General features: G+C 69.9%; 20 protein-coding genes and 4 pseudogenes. 3 read left to right on the top strand and 21 right to left on the bottom strand.

Translation table 11 applies throughout. From position 1 onward, the window contains the following. Positions 1 to 13: 13 nt before the first annotated feature. The 12 genes and pseudogenes from LP418_RS22830 to LP418_RS22775 all read right to left on the bottom strand — a co-directional run bounded on the left by LP418_RS22830 (position 14) and on the right by LP418_RS22775 (position 7,263). The gene (locus LP418_RS22830; protein ID WP_257953801.1) at positions 14 to 532 is read right to left on the bottom strand and encodes a hypothetical protein; all 519 of its coding nucleotides are present in this window, start codon (positions 530 to 532) and stop codon (positions 14 to 16) included. A gap of 237 nt (positions 533 to 769) precedes the next feature. Continuing rightward, a pseudogene (locus LP418_RS34305) lies at positions 770 to 958 on the bottom strand (GNAT family N-acetyltransferase); the annotation flags it as partial. Between the two features lie 272 nt (positions 959 to 1,230). Next, complete coding sequence (locus LP418_RS22825) at positions 1,231 to 1,842, bottom strand: hypothetical protein (protein ID WP_257953800.1); 612 nt, start codon at positions 1,840 to 1,842, stop codon at positions 1,231 to 1,233. Continuing rightward, positions 1,839 to 2,537 carry a condensation domain-containing protein gene (locus LP418_RS22820; protein ID WP_257953799.1) on the bottom strand — a complete coding sequence of 233 codons (699 nt, stop codon included), beginning with the start codon at positions 2,535 to 2,537 and terminating at the stop codon, positions 1,839 to 1,841. The genes LP418_RS22825 and LP418_RS22820 overlap by 4 nt, the downstream gene beginning before the upstream one ends. 36 nt (positions 2,538 to 2,573) lie before the next feature. Further along, a complete protein-coding gene (locus tag LP418_RS22815) occupies positions 2,574 to 2,876 on the bottom strand; it encodes a tRNA (cytidine(34)-2'-O)-methyltransferase (RefSeq protein ID WP_257953798.1) in 303 nt (100 codons plus the stop codon). 201 nt (positions 2,877 to 3,077) lie between these two features. Continuing rightward, complete coding sequence (trhA, locus tag LP418_RS34300) at positions 3,078 to 3,791, bottom strand: PAQR family membrane homeostasis protein (RefSeq protein ID WP_442939984.1); 714 nt, start codon at positions 3,789 to 3,791, stop codon at positions 3,078 to 3,080. A gap of 7 nt (positions 3,792 to 3,798) precedes the next feature. Next, positions 3,799 to 4,332 (bottom strand): annotated as a pseudogene (locus LP418_RS22800) (cupin domain-containing protein); the annotation flags it as partial. Positions 4,333 to 4,344: 12 nt separating this feature from the next. After that, complete coding sequence (locus tag LP418_RS22795; RefSeq protein WP_257953797.1) at positions 4,345 to 4,689, bottom strand: cupin domain-containing protein; 345 nt, start codon at positions 4,687 to 4,689, stop codon at positions 4,345 to 4,347. Further along, the gene (locus LP418_RS34295; protein ID WP_442939983.1) at positions 4,686 to 5,519 is read right to left on the bottom strand and encodes a hypothetical protein; all 834 of its coding nucleotides are present in this window, start codon (positions 5,517 to 5,519) and stop codon (positions 4,686 to 4,688) included. The genes LP418_RS22795 and LP418_RS34295 overlap by 4 nt, the downstream gene beginning before the upstream one ends. Then, positions 5,512 to 5,847, bottom strand: coding sequence for a hypothetical protein (locus LP418_RS22785; protein ID WP_257953796.1), 336 nt, complete (start codon positions 5,845 to 5,847; stop codon positions 5,512 to 5,514). The genes LP418_RS34295 and LP418_RS22785 overlap by 8 nt, the downstream gene beginning before the upstream one ends. A 32-nt stretch (positions 5,848 to 5,879) precedes the next feature. Then, positions 5,880 to 6,884 carry a DUF6986 family protein gene (locus LP418_RS22780; RefSeq protein ID WP_257953795.1) on the bottom strand — a complete coding sequence of 335 codons (1,005 nt, stop codon included), beginning with the start codon at positions 6,882 to 6,884 and terminating at the stop codon, positions 5,880 to 5,882. After that, positions 6,781 to 7,263, bottom strand: a complete 483-nt coding sequence (locus LP418_RS22775) for a DUF6986 family protein (RefSeq protein WP_257953794.1) — start codon at positions 7,261 to 7,263, stop codon at positions 6,781 to 6,783. Before LP418_RS22775 ends, LP418_RS22780 begins: the two co-directional genes overlap by 104 nt. Before the next feature lie 105 nt (positions 7,264 to 7,368). On the opposite strand from LP418_RS22775, the gene LP418_RS22770 reads away from it, so the two are divergent. Then, positions 7,369 to 7,644 (top strand): GlsB/YeaQ/YmgE family stress response membrane protein, encoded by a 276-nt coding sequence (locus LP418_RS22770; RefSeq protein WP_257953793.1) that lies wholly within the window; start codon positions 7,369 to 7,371, stop codon positions 7,642 to 7,644. On the opposite strand, the gene LP418_RS34290 is transcribed toward LP418_RS22770, so the two are convergent. The 3 genes from LP418_RS34290 to LP418_RS22760 are packed head-to-tail and all read right to left on the bottom strand — an operon-like array spanning position 7,610 to position 9,421. Continuing rightward, positions 7,610 to 7,825, bottom strand: a complete 216-nt coding sequence (locus LP418_RS34290; protein ID WP_442939982.1) for a hypothetical protein — start codon at positions 7,823 to 7,825, stop codon at positions 7,610 to 7,612. The genes LP418_RS22770 and LP418_RS34290 overlap by 35 nt on opposite strands. Next, on the bottom strand, positions 7,800 to 8,090 hold the full coding sequence (locus LP418_RS22765) for a hypothetical protein (protein WP_257953792.1): 291 nt from the start codon (positions 8,088 to 8,090) through the stop codon (positions 7,800 to 7,802). The genes LP418_RS34290 and LP418_RS22765 overlap by 26 nt, the downstream gene beginning before the upstream one ends. A 41-nt stretch (positions 8,091 to 8,131) precedes the next feature. After that, entirely contained in the window at positions 8,132 to 9,421 is a 1,290-nt protein-coding gene (locus LP418_RS22760; RefSeq protein ID WP_257953791.1) for an HNH endonuclease signature motif containing protein, read from the bottom strand. Between the two features lie 463 nt (positions 9,422 to 9,884). Between LP418_RS22760 and LP418_RS22755 the strand changes: the two genes are divergently transcribed. Further along, a complete protein-coding gene (locus LP418_RS22755; RefSeq protein ID WP_257953790.1) occupies positions 9,885 to 10,280 on the top strand; it encodes a VOC family protein in 396 nt (131 codons plus the stop codon). On the opposite strand, the gene LP418_RS22750 is transcribed toward LP418_RS22755, so the two are convergent. The 5 genes and pseudogenes from LP418_RS22750 to LP418_RS34285 form a co-directional block, all read right to left on the bottom strand. After that, the gene (locus tag LP418_RS22750; protein WP_257953789.1) at positions 10,267 to 10,761 is read right to left on the bottom strand and encodes an SPFH domain-containing protein; all 495 of its coding nucleotides are present in this window, start codon (positions 10,759 to 10,761) and stop codon (positions 10,267 to 10,269) included. The genes LP418_RS22755 and LP418_RS22750 overlap by 14 nt on opposite strands. A gap of 79 nt (positions 10,762 to 10,840) precedes the next feature. After that, positions 10,841 to 11,035 (bottom strand): annotated as a pseudogene (locus tag LP418_RS22745) (SPFH domain-containing protein); the annotation flags it as partial. Between the two features lie 335 nt (positions 11,036 to 11,370). Then, positions 11,371 to 12,228 (bottom strand): RNA polymerase sigma factor, encoded by an 858-nt coding sequence (locus LP418_RS22740; protein WP_336275789.1) that lies wholly within the window; start codon positions 12,226 to 12,228, stop codon positions 11,371 to 11,373. A 227-nt stretch (positions 12,229 to 12,455) separates the two neighbouring features. Continuing rightward, positions 12,456 to 12,686, bottom strand: coding sequence for a YciI family protein (locus LP418_RS22735; protein WP_257953788.1), 231 nt, complete (start codon positions 12,684 to 12,686; stop codon positions 12,456 to 12,458). A gap of 247 nt (positions 12,687 to 12,933) precedes the next feature. Continuing rightward, positions 12,934 to 13,119 carry a hypothetical protein gene (locus tag LP418_RS34285; protein ID WP_442939981.1) on the bottom strand — a complete coding sequence of 62 codons (186 nt, stop codon included), beginning with the start codon at positions 13,117 to 13,119 and terminating at the stop codon, positions 12,934 to 12,936. On the opposite strand from LP418_RS34285, the pseudogene LP418_RS34280 reads away from it, so the two are divergent. Then, positions 13,108 to 13,754 (top strand): annotated as a pseudogene (locus tag LP418_RS34280) (SDR family oxidoreductase). The gene LP418_RS34285 and the pseudogene LP418_RS34280 sit on opposite strands and share 12 nt — an antisense overlap. A gap of 114 nt (positions 13,755 to 13,868) precedes the next feature. Here LP418_RS34280 and LP418_RS34275 read toward each other — a convergent pair. Next, positions 13,869 to 13,994, bottom strand: a complete 126-nt coding sequence (locus LP418_RS34275) for a thrombospondin type 3 repeat-containing protein (RefSeq protein ID WP_442940306.1) — start codon at positions 13,992 to 13,994, stop codon at positions 13,869 to 13,871. Positions 13,995 to 13,997 lie beyond the last annotated feature (3 nt).

The raw sequence follows: 13,997 nt of genomic DNA, 5'->3' as shown, positions 1-13,997 counted from the left end.
GTCCACGTCGAGGTCAGCGAGCCCAGCCCGGGATGCGCTCGAAGAGATCGCCGGATGCGTTGTTGAAGATCGTGCCGAGTGTGACGTAGACGCCCGGTCGGCCGGGGCGTGAGGCCGGTCTGGAGATCACCGACGGTCTGTAGGGCGTCGACTGCAGTGACAACGTCGACCTCGGACTCCGGAACGAGGGCGCTGCGTCGGTCAACACCAGCCCTGTGGTCAGTCGTGTCAGTTCTGGATCGGGCGGCAGCCCGTACTCGGCGCGTACGGAGTCGAGGCGTGGCGCGACAAGCTCGGGCCGGATCAACAGGCCAGCGGCCAGCACGAGGTGGCTTGCGACGGGTACGTCCAGTAGTTCCGCGGCGATCGTCGTACCCAGATCGGTCTCATCGCGGAGAATGAGATCGGGCCTGAATGCGCGGATGACGGCCGGCATGGCCAGTGCCATCCGACGTGCGCCTCGGTCGGCGAAGTTGTCGGCGAACTCGATCTCGGTCGCGCGAGCATTCATCACCTCGAGCGGTTTGCGCATCCTGCCTCGCGGGGGTTTGGTCGTGGTGCGGCCTTGGGCTGGTCGCAAAGGCTGCGAACCCGGCTCCCTCGATCCGCGCGACCAAACCGCCTGACCCGGCGATCGCCACTACATGTCCGGCCTCGCGTCGTCGCGTGCCAGTGGGAGGAGTGGCGCCAAGTGGCCGAGGCCGCCTACGAAGGTGATGAGAAGACGCATGATGTCTCAGCCTAGGAGTCGGGCAGCGAGACCCGCGCGTCACGTCTGAAGATCGGCGCCGAAGACCGGGGCCGGACCACCGACCTTCTCGATCTCACGCTCGAGGACGAGCCCGACCTTCACCGCCACGCGTTGCGAGGCAACATTGTCCGGACGAATGATCGCGATCAGGTGACCGATCCCGGCGACGCGAGCGGCCTCCCGGACGGCAATCGCAGCCTCCGTCGTCGTATCCCTGTCGACGCAGGTCGGAGCGCACGTGCCAACCTGCCTCGACCAGCCAACTGCCGCCCACCTCCTGCATCGTCAGGCCGCAGTCACCGACGAACTCCCCGGCGAGGGTCTCCATCACCCACAACCCGAACCCGTGCTCGGCGTAGTTGCTCCGGTTCCAGGGCGATCCAGCCCTGCGGCCCGCGCGAGGCGATGTCCAACGTCGCGATGTCTTGTACGTCGTCTCACGGAAGCGGAGTCGTGACGTGGGATCAGGCAACACGGGATCAGCCGGCGGGTGGCGCACCCGTCAGGGTCTGGCGGAAGAGCTCGACGAACTCGGCGGCAGCCTGATCGCTCAGCACCCGACGATCGGTGCGGAACGCGATGAACAGCTCCTTGCCCACACCGACGACACCCACCCCGATGGGCATCAGTCCCGACACCGCCATGCCCGGCGGGCTGAACCAGACCTCGGTGACCTCGCCCGCGTCCCCGAAGCCGGGCAGGGAGAGACGGCCGACATTGGAGAGCACGGTGGTCTCGATGAACTGCTTCTGCACCGGGGGCAGCAGCCCGGTGAATGCCTTGCGGGCGGCCGCGGGGATGACGTTGCTGGGCGCCGGGAGGTCGACCACCCAGCCGGCTGCGCCGTTCTCCTTCACCGGACCCGTGTGCTCCAGCACCACCGCCGTCGCGGCCGTCAGGTCGTCCGGAACCTTCGACGGGATCATGATGGCGAGATAGCTGGCGAAGTTGCTGACCACCTCGGTGGACCATTCGGCGGGACGCAGGTTGACCGGCATCATGATCGACACCCGGTCACCGAGCTTCGCGCCGTGCGCGCGATTCCAGCGCAGGATCGACAGTGCGTGGGCGGCCGGGACGAGGTCGTTCACGGTCGCACCAGTGGACGCACGGCCAGCGCCGTCGCGGTCTCCTCGGGGCTCAAGCGCAAGGTCGTGACTGCGGACGTGGTGCTGTCGGGCACGCCCCCGTCCTCGGCGATCCGGGTCAGCCCGGCCCGGTCGAGAATGTCCTTCCCGACCTTGGCGGCGCGGGGAGCGAGCTCCTTGAGGCTGCGCGATCCGAGGAGGGTCCTCAGGTCCCGCGCCACCGCGAGGTCTGGTCCGCCGGTCTCATCGGGCTCACCGGCGTACGCACGGGCGATGCTCGTGAAGAGCCGCACCGTGCTCATCCCGTCGAAGATCGCGTGGTGCAGGTTGAGCAGGAGGTGGTCTCCCTCCGGGTCGCGCACGACGACCGCAAGGAAGGTCGGGCTGACGTCCAGGTCCGGCTGACGTGAGAGGAGCCGGGACCGCACGACATCGATCGGTTCCTCCGAGACCGACAACGCCGGGTGGTCCACCTCGTCAGGGACCTCCCACTGGAGCTGCCGGGCCACCAACGAGCTGGGCGCCAAACGGGCCCGGGCCATCGGGTGCTTGCCGAGTGCCGCTCGGAACGCCTCGGTCAACCGGTCGACGTCGAAGCGCCCTGCCACGCGCACCTCGAAGTGCACCGACATCAGTGCGCGGGTTGCGAGGTTGATGAAGACCTCGTCGAGAGGGTTCACCGGCGTCGTGGTCGTCATGTCGCCCATCCTGCCGTGGCACGAGCGCCGGTGCACTCACTCCGCCCCAGCGAATCCCTGCTGGCGCCGGGCCTCGTAGGTCACGACAGCCGCCGAGTTCGACAGGTTCAGCGACCTGCGCCCTGCCAGCATGGGGATCCGGACCCGCTCCGTGACCCGGGCATGGCCCAGCACCTCGTCGGAGAGTCCCGTCGGTTCCGGTCCGAAGAGCAGCACGTCGCCGGGTCGGAACTCGACGTCCGTGTACCACCTCGTCGCCCCGGCCGTGAACGCGAAGACCCCGGAGGACACCAGCGCATCGCTCGCCGGGGCGGCCTCGAGGTCGGAGTGAACCACCACGGAAGCGAGGTCGTGGTAGTCCAGTCCCGCGCGCTTCAGCTTGGGCTCCGCCAGTCGAAACCGAGGGGCTCAACGAGGTGCAGGGTGGCTCCGGTGCCGGACACCATCCGGATCGCGTTGCCGGTGTTGGGCGGGATCCGGGGCTCGAGGAACATCACGTGGAACACGCCTCACGGTAGCGCAGGGGGCTGGCCGAAAGCGTCAGCGCAGCGCGTACGTCGCCAGCGACACCGCCACGTAGTGCGCGACGAACGCCGGGATCGTGAAGGTGTGGAACACCTCGTGGAAGCCGAACCACTCGGGCTTGGGGTTGGGCCGCTTGAGGCCGTAGATCACCGCGCCGAGTGTGTAGAGCACCCCACCGGCCGCGACCGGGACCGGGGTCGCGATCGCCATCGCCGTGCTCATCCGCTCGGCGCCCTCGATGAAGTCGGGGATGAAGAAGACCGCGAACCAGCCGAGGCCGATGTAGATCGGCGTGTAGAGCCAGCGCGGAGCGCCGGTCCAGAAGACCCGGAAGAGCACGCCGAGCAGCGCTCCTCCCCAGATGCCCACGAGCAGCCAGACCCGCGAGCTGCCCTCCAGCAACAGCATCGCGAACGCCGTGTAGGTGCCGGCGATCAGGACGAAGATGTTCGAGTGGTCAAGGCGTCGCAGCAGCGCCCAGATCGCCGGCTGCCAGTGCCGCGGTGATAGATCGCCGAGGTGCCGAAGAGCAGCAGGGCCGACGCGATGAAGACGGCGGAACCCACCTTCGTCTCCGTCGTCGGGGAGAGCACGATCAGCACGATGCCGGCCGCGAGCACGAACGGGATCGAGCCTGCGTGGAGCCACCCCCGCAGTCGTGGCTTGAGCTCGGCCATCTTGTCGGCCATCACGACCGGGGGCGGCGTCGTGGTCGAGGAACTTGCTCACGGCGCCATCATGGCGGTTCGGGCGTCCCACCGGCACCCCGCCCCGGCATCGGTGCCATGGAGCGCGGCGCTACGCGAACGGGCGGCCCAGGGTTGGCGTGCCGGTTGACGTCCTTGTAGAGCAGGTAGCGGAAGCGCCCGGGGCCCCCGGCGTAGCAAGCCTGCGGGCAGAACGCCCGCAGCCACATGAAGTCGCCCTCCCGGACCTCGACCCAGTCGTTGTTGAGGAGGTAGACCGCCTTCCCCTCGAGGACGTAGAGCCCGTGCTCCATCACGTGCGTCTCCGGGAAGGGGATCACCCCGCCGGGCTCGAAGCTGACGATGTTGACGTGCATGTCGTGGCGCACGTCGAGCGGATCGACGAAGCGCTGCGTGGTCCGGGCGCCGTTGGTGCCCGGCATCTCTCCAGCCTGTACGGCGCCCTCGTGGGTCACGAAGGCCTCGGGCACCTCGATCCCGTCGACCGATTCGTAGGCCTTGCGGATCCAGTGGAAGCTCGCGGTGACGTCGCTCGTGTTGTGCAACGACCACGTGCAGCTGGGTGGGAGGAACGCCTAGCCGCCAGCGACGAGGGCATGTGACTCCCCCTCGACCGTCAGGGACAGAGCGCCGTCGACAACGAAGAGCACGCCCTCGGCGCCCGGGTCGAGCTCCGGCCTGTCGCTGCCGCCGCCCGGCGAGACCTCGACGATGTACTGCGAGAAGGTCTCCGCGAAGCCGGACAGCGGGCGGGCGATCACCCAGAGCCGGGTGCCCTCCCAGAACGGCAGCTGACTGGTGACGATGTCCCGCATCGTCCCCCGCGGCAGGACTGCATAGGCCTCGGTCAAGGTCGCCCGATCGGTGGTCAGCTCGGTTTGTGCGGGCAGGCCGCCCTTCGGCACGTAGTAGCTGGTCATGCTCCTCCTCGGGTCAGCAGGTTTCCGAACGGCTCGGCGCCTTCAGCTGTGTCGATGCGTCGGCCACGGAGCAGTGCTGCGCACCGCTCCGGAGAGCGGGCGACCGCCGTACGGCGAGATCGGGTTCTTGTGATGCAGGCGCGCGACGTCGACGACGAACGCGTCGTCGGGGGCGACGACCGCGAAGTCGGCGTCGAAGCCGACCTCGATCCGGCCCTTGCGCCGCAGCCCGGCGTGGCTGGCGGGCGCCTCGCACATCCAGCGGGCCACGTCGACCCCGGGGGTGAAGCCGCGTCGGCGGGCCTCGGTCCACACGGCGCAGAGGCCGAGCTGGAGCGAGGAGATGCCGCCCCCGGGCGACGCCGAAGTCGCCGGTGTCGAGGCACTTGAGGTCGATCGTCGACGGCGAGTGGTCGGTCACGACCCGAGTCGATCACACCGTCGCGCAGGCCGTCCCACAGCAGCTCGCGGTTGGCGGCCTCGCGGATCGGCGGGCAGCACTTGAACTGCGTGGCGCCGTCGGGAATCTCCTCGGCCTCGAAGGTCAGGTAGTGCGGGCAGGTCTCGGCGGTGATGCGCACGCCGTCGCGTCGTGCCGACGCGAGCATCGGCAGCACGTCGGAGCTCGAGACGTGGAGGACGTGCACGCGGCAGCCGGTCCAGCGGGCCAGCTCGATCACCTGCGCGACCGCGAGGTTCTCGGCGCCGCGCGGTCGGCTCCTCAGGAAGTCGACGTAGGTCTCGCCGTGGGCCGATGGCGCGTGGTCGATCGCGTGCGTGTCCTCGGCGTGGACGATCATCAGCCCGTCAAAGGACCGCACCTCACGCATCGCTGCCTCGAGCTCGTCGGGGTGCAGGTGCGGGAACTCCTCGACCCCCCGAGTGCAGCAGGAAGCACTTGAAGCCGAGCACGCCCGCGTCGTACAGCGGCCTCAGCTCCGCGACGTTGCCGGGAATCGCGCCGCCCCAGAAGCCGACGTCGACGAACGCCCGGCGCTCCGCCACGCTGCGCTTGAGCTCGAGCGCGGGCACGTCGCAGGTGGGCGGGATGCTGTTCAGCGGCATGTCGACGATGGTCGTCACGCCGCCGGCGGCCGCGGCCCGTGTGGCCGAGGCGAAGCCCTCCCACTCGGTGCGACCGGGCTCGTTGACGTGCACGTGCGCGTCGACCCGAGCCCGGCATGAGCACCTCATCGTCCGCGAGCTCGAGGCGTTCCCCACCGGCCGGAGTCGGACCCGAGTGGCTCGATCGCGACGATCGTGCCGTCCTTGATCCCGATCTGGCGGCCGACCTCGCCGGTGCTGCTGATGACACGCTCGGCGCGGATCACGAGGTCGAGGTCAGCCATGCGCCGGCCTCCGCGCGAGTCGCGCGAGCTCGGCACGATCGATGCCGATGAGGCTGTCGATCTCCCCGCGTCGACGGCGCCGCACTCCAGACCGCGGAGGAGGAAACCGGCCAGTGCCGCCGCGGTCGCCGGCTCGTCGAGGTAGCCCGACTGACCGCCGTGCACATAGGCCCGGAGGCGCGTCGCCGCCGACGGCAGACCGTCGCGGAAGAAGGCGTACGTCGACGCGAACCGACTCGGAAGCTGCGCCGGATGCAGGTCCCAGCCCCGGTGGATGCCGCGCTCGAGCGACCTGCGCACCAGCCGCAGGTGGAGCGCCCACGCCGCCCGCTTCGCGTCGCTGTCGCCGACCGGGAGCCGGTTGCTCGAGCCGTCAGAGACGAAGACACCGGTGCCGGCGGCGGCCACCTGCATGACGTCCTTGGCATGGTCGGCGACCGGGTGCTCCATGCTCTGCTGCTCCGCGGCGACGCCCGGGGATGCCGAGTAGTCGTAGGTCCTGTAGTGCAGGCCCGTCACCCGCCCGTCGCCGGCCCGGATCATCCGCGCGATGGACGTGGATCCGTCGGCACCGAGGATCGCCTGCGGGGTCTCGACACGGATCTCGAAGAGCAACGATCCGGCTCTCAGCCCGTGCGCCGACTCGACGACCTCGAGCGCGGTCACCATCGCCGCGACCTGATCGACCGAGGTCACCTTGGGCAGCGTGATGCGGAAGCCGTCGGTGAGCCCATCGCCCAGCTCACCCACGAACAGGTCGAGCGTGCGCAGACCGCGACGCCGCGTCGGGGCCTCGAAGGACTTGATCCGGATCCCGTTGTACGGCGACCCGCCACCCACCAGCACCTGTGACGCGAGAGCATGCGCCGCCGAGACGACGTCGGCGTCCTCCCCGGTCGTCGGGCCGCACGCCGTACCCGTCCTCGAAGTCGATCCGCAGGTCCTCGATCGGCTCACGCTCGAGCTTGGCGCGGACCCGGTCGAGGACGCCTTCGTCCGAGTCCAGCCCGAGTCCGGCCATCTCTGTCAGGGCCGCAGTCGCCTCCGCACCCCACCTCGTCACCGTGTCAGCGTCGAACCGATCACCCGGGACGTAGACGGTGTGCACGGGTTGACGGACGCCGCGGTCGCCCGGGTAGTGCGCGAGCAGGTCGGCGTCGGCGTCGGCGAGCCGCCGGTCGAGGTCGTCGGCGAGGGCAGCAGTCCTGTCTTCGGTGCCGCCCATCGCTGCTCCCTCGCTCCCCAACCCTGCGTGCAGGCCATCCGGCTAGGGTTGGAAGTACCCGGCCAACCCCTCCGGGGTCGCCCACTCACCGCAGGAGCAGTCACCGTGTTCGGAATCATCGGTTTCCTCGTCGCCGGCCTCGTCATCGGGGCGCTCGCCCGCCTGCTCAAGCCCGGCAAGCAGAACCTCAGCATCATCGCCACCCTCGGCCTCGGCGTGGTGGGCTCCGTGATCGGCGGCCTGATCGCGAGCGCGCTCGGCACCGGTGACATGGGTGAGCTCAACATCCTCGGGTTCGTGGTCGCCGTCGTCGCAGCGATGCTGCTCGTCGGCACCGCCGAGGCGATCACCGGGAAGTCGGGTCCCAAGCAGCTGCGCTGACGTCCGATCGCCCGGGCACCTCGACGCAGGCCGCAGTACAGGTCGTCCGCCAGAGACCGGGATCAGTGGCCAGAAGTCGTGCGGCACGTCGGGGATGGCTTCCGACGACGCCCCTGACCCGATCAGGATGATCGAATGCGTAGCGAACGGCGAGGTCAGGGCCCCGGGAGTGTCCGAGCACGATCCACTCGTCGACGCCGATCGCCCGACGGATGGATTCCGGAGTCTTCGATCGCTTGCCCCATGTCGTGCGGACCCCCACCCGACAGCCCCACTCCTCGGGGATCCGGGAACCGGGAGCGAAAGCCGACCGGTGCCAGCGACTCGTCCCCGAGGTAGTGCACGCACCCGGGACCGCCGGACAGCACGACCACACCGGGACCTGACCCGCAGCTCGACACACGGAGCTGCACACCGTCGTCGGCCGTCACGCTCGTGGACTCCATGACGACAGTCTGTCGGTTCTTCCCTCGACCCACGGCTCGGCCTACGTCCTCCGGTGGAAGCTGACCTTGCCGTTGGCCGGGCGCGTCGTCTCGTAGCGGTCGTCGTGGATCACCCGGTGGTGGCGGTGACACAACAACCGCCCGGTGGTGGTATCGGTGGGTCCGCCCCGGGACCACGGCAGGTCGTGGTGGACATGGCACGCCGCGGGCGGCAGGTCACACCCCTCGGCGGTGCAACCACCGTCGCGGTGCGCGATCGCGACCCGCTGCGCCCCGGAGTGGAACCGACGGGTGCGGCCGAGGTCGAGGACCTCCGAGGCCCCGCCGAGCACGGCCGGGATGATCCCGGCCTCGCACGCGAGCCGCCGGGCCTGTCCGGCGCTGATCCGGCCACCGGTGTCCAACGACGCGGCGGCCGGGCCACCCATCAGCGTGCCCGGGCCCATCGTCACCACGACGGTCGCCGACACCCCACCGCTGGTGGGAAGACGGTCCGCGGCGTAGCGCTCGATCCACTCGATGAAGGCCCACCCGAGGCGCTCGTGCAGCGGCCGCGCATCCCGTTCGGCCTTGGGGTCCGGGTCCCGGGTGGCGTTCTGGTGCTGGGGGGCGGCAATCGCCATCAGCTGCTTGCGGAGCATCTCTCCGGCGCCGGCGGTGGGCAGCGTGAACTTGCCGGTGGTGGTGCCGTTGGGATGGTCGCGCAGCGTGAGGGTGACCTTGCGGGCCGCGGCGGCCTCCTCATCAGCGAGGGCCTTCGCCGCGGCGGCCTCGCCCACCTCCGGGGCCACCGTGTCCGGGATCCGCCGCCCCGGGACCTTGAGGGCCTTGGCGTCGTGGTCCTTCGCCGGGATCAGCAGGTGATCGACCGCCGCGGGCTTCACGTCGCCGTGCTCGGCCGGGACCGCATCGACGGCCTTCACGATCACCCACGCCTGATCCACATGCACCCCACCCGCGGCCAACGCCGCCTGCACCGGTGAATACAGCTCCTCGGACAACCGCCGACCCAGATGGGTCAACCGGTTCGCCTCCGGACGGGTCAGCAACGAGCGCTGCGCCCACCACTGCCCCGTGTGCCGGGCACCAATGCTGTCGCCGAGTCGGCGGCGATCCGCCTCCCCGACCGCAGCCATCACCACACCGGTAGAGCGGTCCACGAGCCGGGTGGCCGCATCGACCAGCCGAGTGAGGTCCTCGTCAGTCAGGGTCGTGACCGCGATCGAGCCCACGTCGTCGTACGCCGCCTCCAACCGCGCCAGCACAGAGGTCAGCACCGGTGACGGCGGGACCGCGGCACCGGGTGCACGCCAATCCTCATCGATCGACATCGGCACCCCCCGGATCGGCTCGAACCAACCCCGACGTCGAGTGACTCGGAGTCCGGGGCGCCTTGTCCGGGTGGTGGTTCGATCAGCAGTTCCCTGACGGGATGAGCCGCAGTTTGCTCACCCGCTGATCTGGTCCGCTTTGGGCCGTTTGCTGAAGCAATCGTACGCCCGTTCGAGCAGCCATGGAAGGGCCTCGGGGTCAGGAATCCGCCTCGTTCGCTGCCAGCGAACGGTCCGTCCCGACCGCGACGTTCGCCGCGGACTGCCGGAGGCTCGCTGAGTTCTACCGGCAGCTCCTCGGCCTGCACTATCGAGAGGGCGACGAACCGCCCAGCGACGGCAGTCTTGACGAAGCTGACTGGCTGGTGCTGCTCGATGCAGCCGGGAAGCGGGTCCCGGCCGTTCAACGGAAACCCGACACTGAGCCGCCGACGTGGCCCGCCAAGGTCCTAGGCTCGGGGCCATGAGGATCCACCACGTCCGGGTGTCCTGTCCACCCGGTGACGAGGACCGAGGCCGACACTTCTACGTCGACGGCCTCGGCTTCTCCGAGATCGCCAAGCCGGCAGAGCTCGCCGCGCGCGGTGGCGCCCGGTTCCGACACGAGGGAGGCGCCGAGATCCATCTCGGTATCGAGGAACCGGCGCCTGGACGCAAGGCGCACCCGGCTCTCGAGGTCGGTACGGCGACAGAGCTCGAACGACTGGGCGCGCATCTCGAAGCCACCGGTTACGAGGTGGACTGGTCACAGCGCCACAACGCCGGGTCGTTCGAGCGGTTCCACACCCACGACCCGTTCGGCAACCGGGTCGAGGTCGTGCACATGGTGTCGAGCAGCCCGGACTTCACCGTTCGATGATCGGTTCGTCCACGTTCTCCTCGGCCCGGGGAGTCGGCACCTGTGGCGCGACTCCCTTCGACACCGCGTCGAAGAAGCGCAGCATCTCCACGGGATAGGGCAGCACGAGGGTGGAGTTCTTCTCCGCCGCCACCTCGACCATCGTCTGGAGCAGCCGCAGCTGCAGGGCTCCCGGGGTGTCCGCCATCGTGGTCGCGGCCTCGGCCAGCCCCTTGGACGCCCGCCTCTCGCCGTCCGCGGTGATGATCCTCGAGCGCCGTTCGCGCTCGGCCTCGGCCCGGCGAGACATCGAGCGCTTCATCGTGTCCGGCAGCGCCACGTCCTTGATCTCGACCCGGTCGATCTCGATCCCCCGGGCCGCGGCCGGAGTGTCCAGCATCAGCTCGAGTCCCTCGTTGATCGGCTCGCGCTTGGCGAGCAGGTCGTCGAGCTCGCTCTTGCCGATGATCGAGCGCAGCGAGGTCTGCGCCACCTGCGCCATGGCGAACAGGTAGTCCCTGGACCTCCACGACGGCGCGCACCGGGTCGATCACCTTGAAGTAGACGACCGCATCCACGCGCACCGTGACGTTGTCACGGGTGATGCCGTCCTGGGCGGGCACCGGCATCGTGACCACCCGGACGTTCACCCGTCTGAGGTGGTCGGCGATCGGCACGATCGCGGTCAGCCCCGGGCGCCGCAGTCCCGGCTGCACCCTGCCGAACCGGAACACGACGCCGCGCTCGATCTGCTGGACCACTCGCACGCTGAGCATGCCGGTCAGTCCGCACAGCGCGGCCAGCGATCCCACGACGTACAACGCCACATCCATGACGACACCTCTTCTTCGAGAGTACGTCGCCGGGCTGCCTGCGTCACCCGGGCTCCGACGCCAGCGCGGTGTTGTGCGCGGCACGCCGGGACAGGACTGCCCGCTCACCTTCGTTCCTGCTGCGCGCGACAGCCTCGGTGAACGCCTCGCTCGCCTCCGCATGCTGCCCCGCCAGCTCGAGCAGGTCACCGCGGACACTCGGAACGATGGGTGAGTCGCCGAGCGCGTCTGCGTCCAGCGCCGCCAGCACGGCGAGCCCGGCGTCCGGACCGAACGCCCTACCGTGCGCGACGGCGCGGTTCACCTCGACGACCGCGCCCGGCGCGGCGCCCGCCCGGGACGTCGTACAAGGCCGCGATCCGGCGCCAGTCCGTGTCCTCGGCCCGATGCGCGCGTGCGTGCTGCGCGGCGATCGATGCCCGGAGGAAGTACTTCCCGACCGGTGTCCCGCTGGTGGCGAGCTGCTCGGCCTGCCGGAGGGCAGCCAGCCCGCGCCGGATCATCAGCCGGTCCCACTGCGTCCGGTCCTGCGCCTCCAGCAACACCGGAGCCCCCAGCGAGTCCAGCCGGGCGGCCAGCCGCGAGCCCTGCAGCTCCAGCAGCGCCTGCAGCCCGAGCACCTCGGGCTCGTCGGGCGCGAGCGCGGACAGCATCCGGGCGAGCCCGGTCGCCTCAGCGACGAGCTCGGTGCGCATCCAGTCCTCGCCGGCGGTGGCCGCATAGCCCTCGTTGAAGATCAGGTAGATCACGGCCATGACGTCGTCGAGACGACTGGTCCGCTCCGGCCCGGTCGGCAGCTCGAACTCAGCACGGGCCGCGGAGAGGCTCTTCTTGGCACGGGAGATGCGCTGGCCCATGGTGGCCTCGGTGGTCAGGAAGCCACGGGCGATCTCCGCCGTGGTCAGCCCACCGACCAGACGAAGCGTCAGTGCGGCCCGGGAGTCCGGCGTCAGGATGGGGTGGCAGGACAAGAAGATGAGCCGCAGGACGTCGTCCTCGATGTGGTCGACCCGGCTGTCGACGTCGGGCATCTCATCCTCCTCTCCCCCACGGGCGTGCTCGAGCTCCGCAACCTTGCGGCGGAGATTGTCGGCACGCCGGAAGTGGTCGATGCCACGCCGCTTGGCGGTGGTCATCAACCACGCAGTCGGGTTCTCGGGGATGCCGGTGGTCGGCCACTGCTCCAGTGCGGCGACGAGCGCATCCCTGGGGCCGAGTCCGCGGCGAGCTCCACGTCACCGGTGATCCGCGTGAGAGCACCGACGAGGCGGGCCGGAATCGGCCCGCCACGCGGCGTGGACGGCCTCGGTGGGGTCATCCGGACTGGTCTGTGCCGGCACCGGTCCAGCGTAGTGACCCCGGATCAGGCGTCGGGCGCTTCCGGGCCCTCGGAGATCTGACGCAGGGTCGAGATCACCGTGATCTCGGGCCAGTGCTTCGCGTGCAGCTCGGCGAACTCCTGCTGGTCGGCGACGGCCTCCTCCAGCGAGTCGTACTGCATGATCGCCCAGCCGCCGACGACCTCCTTGGCCTCGGCGTACGGCCCGTCGACCCTGCTGACCTCGCCCCCGGCGGACGACGAAGTTGACAGCATCCTCAGTCCCGTAGAGCCCGCCGCCGTCGAGGAAGACCCCCTTGGCGGCGCGCTCGCCGATGTGGACGTCCATCGCGTCGAACAGCGCCTGCGGCGGCGTGCCAACGCCTTCTTCCATCCTGACGAATCCCATGAAACGCGGCATCGTGATCACTCCTGTTGGTAGGGCGGTGATTGCTTCTCGCACGTACGTCGAACGGCCGGCGCGCCTTTCGACATCGGCCACAGGAGATTCTGCCCGGGCGGGTCAGCCGCGTGGTTCCTCCTCGCCCCGCCGCTCCCGTTCCCGACGGGCCTCGTCGGGGTGGGTCTCGGTGTAGTTCCGCTTCTCCTCGCGTGACTCGGCCAGCTGTTCCTCCGCGTCCTCGCCGGAGACTCCTTCCTCTTCCGGAATGCCTTCGATCTGGATGGGTTCTTCCCGGTGGTGGCTCATGCCCCGGCAGTAGACAGCGGGATCGGCCGAGCCGTCGCGATCGCCTACGCCCGCGAGGGCGCCGACGTGCTGATCTCCTACCTCGAGGAGCACGACGACGCGTCCGAGACCGCCGGCTACGTCGAGAAGGCGGGTCGCCGGGCCGTCCCGGTCGCCGGGGACCTGTCGGATCCCCAGCACTGCCGCGACGTGATCGCGCGAGCCGTCGAGGAGCTCGGCCGGATCGACGTGCTGGTCAGCAATGCGGCGTACCAGATGCCCCGCAACTCGCTGGCGGAGATCCCGGACGAGGAGTGGGACCACACGATCGCCACGAACCTCTCGGCGTTGTTCCGACCCCGGCACCGTACGCGGCCACGAAGGCCGCCATCGCGAACTTCTGCGCGAGCCTCGCCCAGCTCCTCGGAGAGCAGGGCATCCGCGTCAACAGCGTTCCTCCCGGGCCGGTGTGGACACCGCTCATCCCCTCGACGATGGACACCGAGCGCGTGGAGAGCTTCGGCTCCAACACTCCGATGGGGCGACCGGCACAGCCGGTCGAGCTCGCCCCGGTCTACGTCCTGCTCGCGTCCGACGAGGCGAGCTACGTGTCCGGTGCGCGCGTCGCGGTGACCGGCGGGCGTCCCATCCTGTGATGTCTGGTCCCGGGCGGACACGATCACCGTGCGGAGGACGTCCGGGGTCACCGACCGCGCCGTCCGCGTGCTCACGGGGCACCGGCCTCCGTGAGCACGCGGGGCTGACTGCGCCTAGATGAGACCGCTTTTCCTGCGCCCGGGGTAGGAGGCGGCGTCGTAGGGATCCGTGCCCTGTGCCCGCTCCTTCGAGTTGGAGTGCCCGTCTCCGTCGATGTCGGAGTCGCAGGCGTCCCCCAGCCC

Source organism: Nocardioides sp. B-3 (assembly GCF_024703895.1).
Taxonomy (GTDB): domain Bacteria; phylum Actinomycetota; class Actinomycetes; order Propionibacteriales; family Nocardioidaceae; genus Nocardioides.
This window is presented reverse-complemented; position numbering and strand designations above follow the sequence as displayed.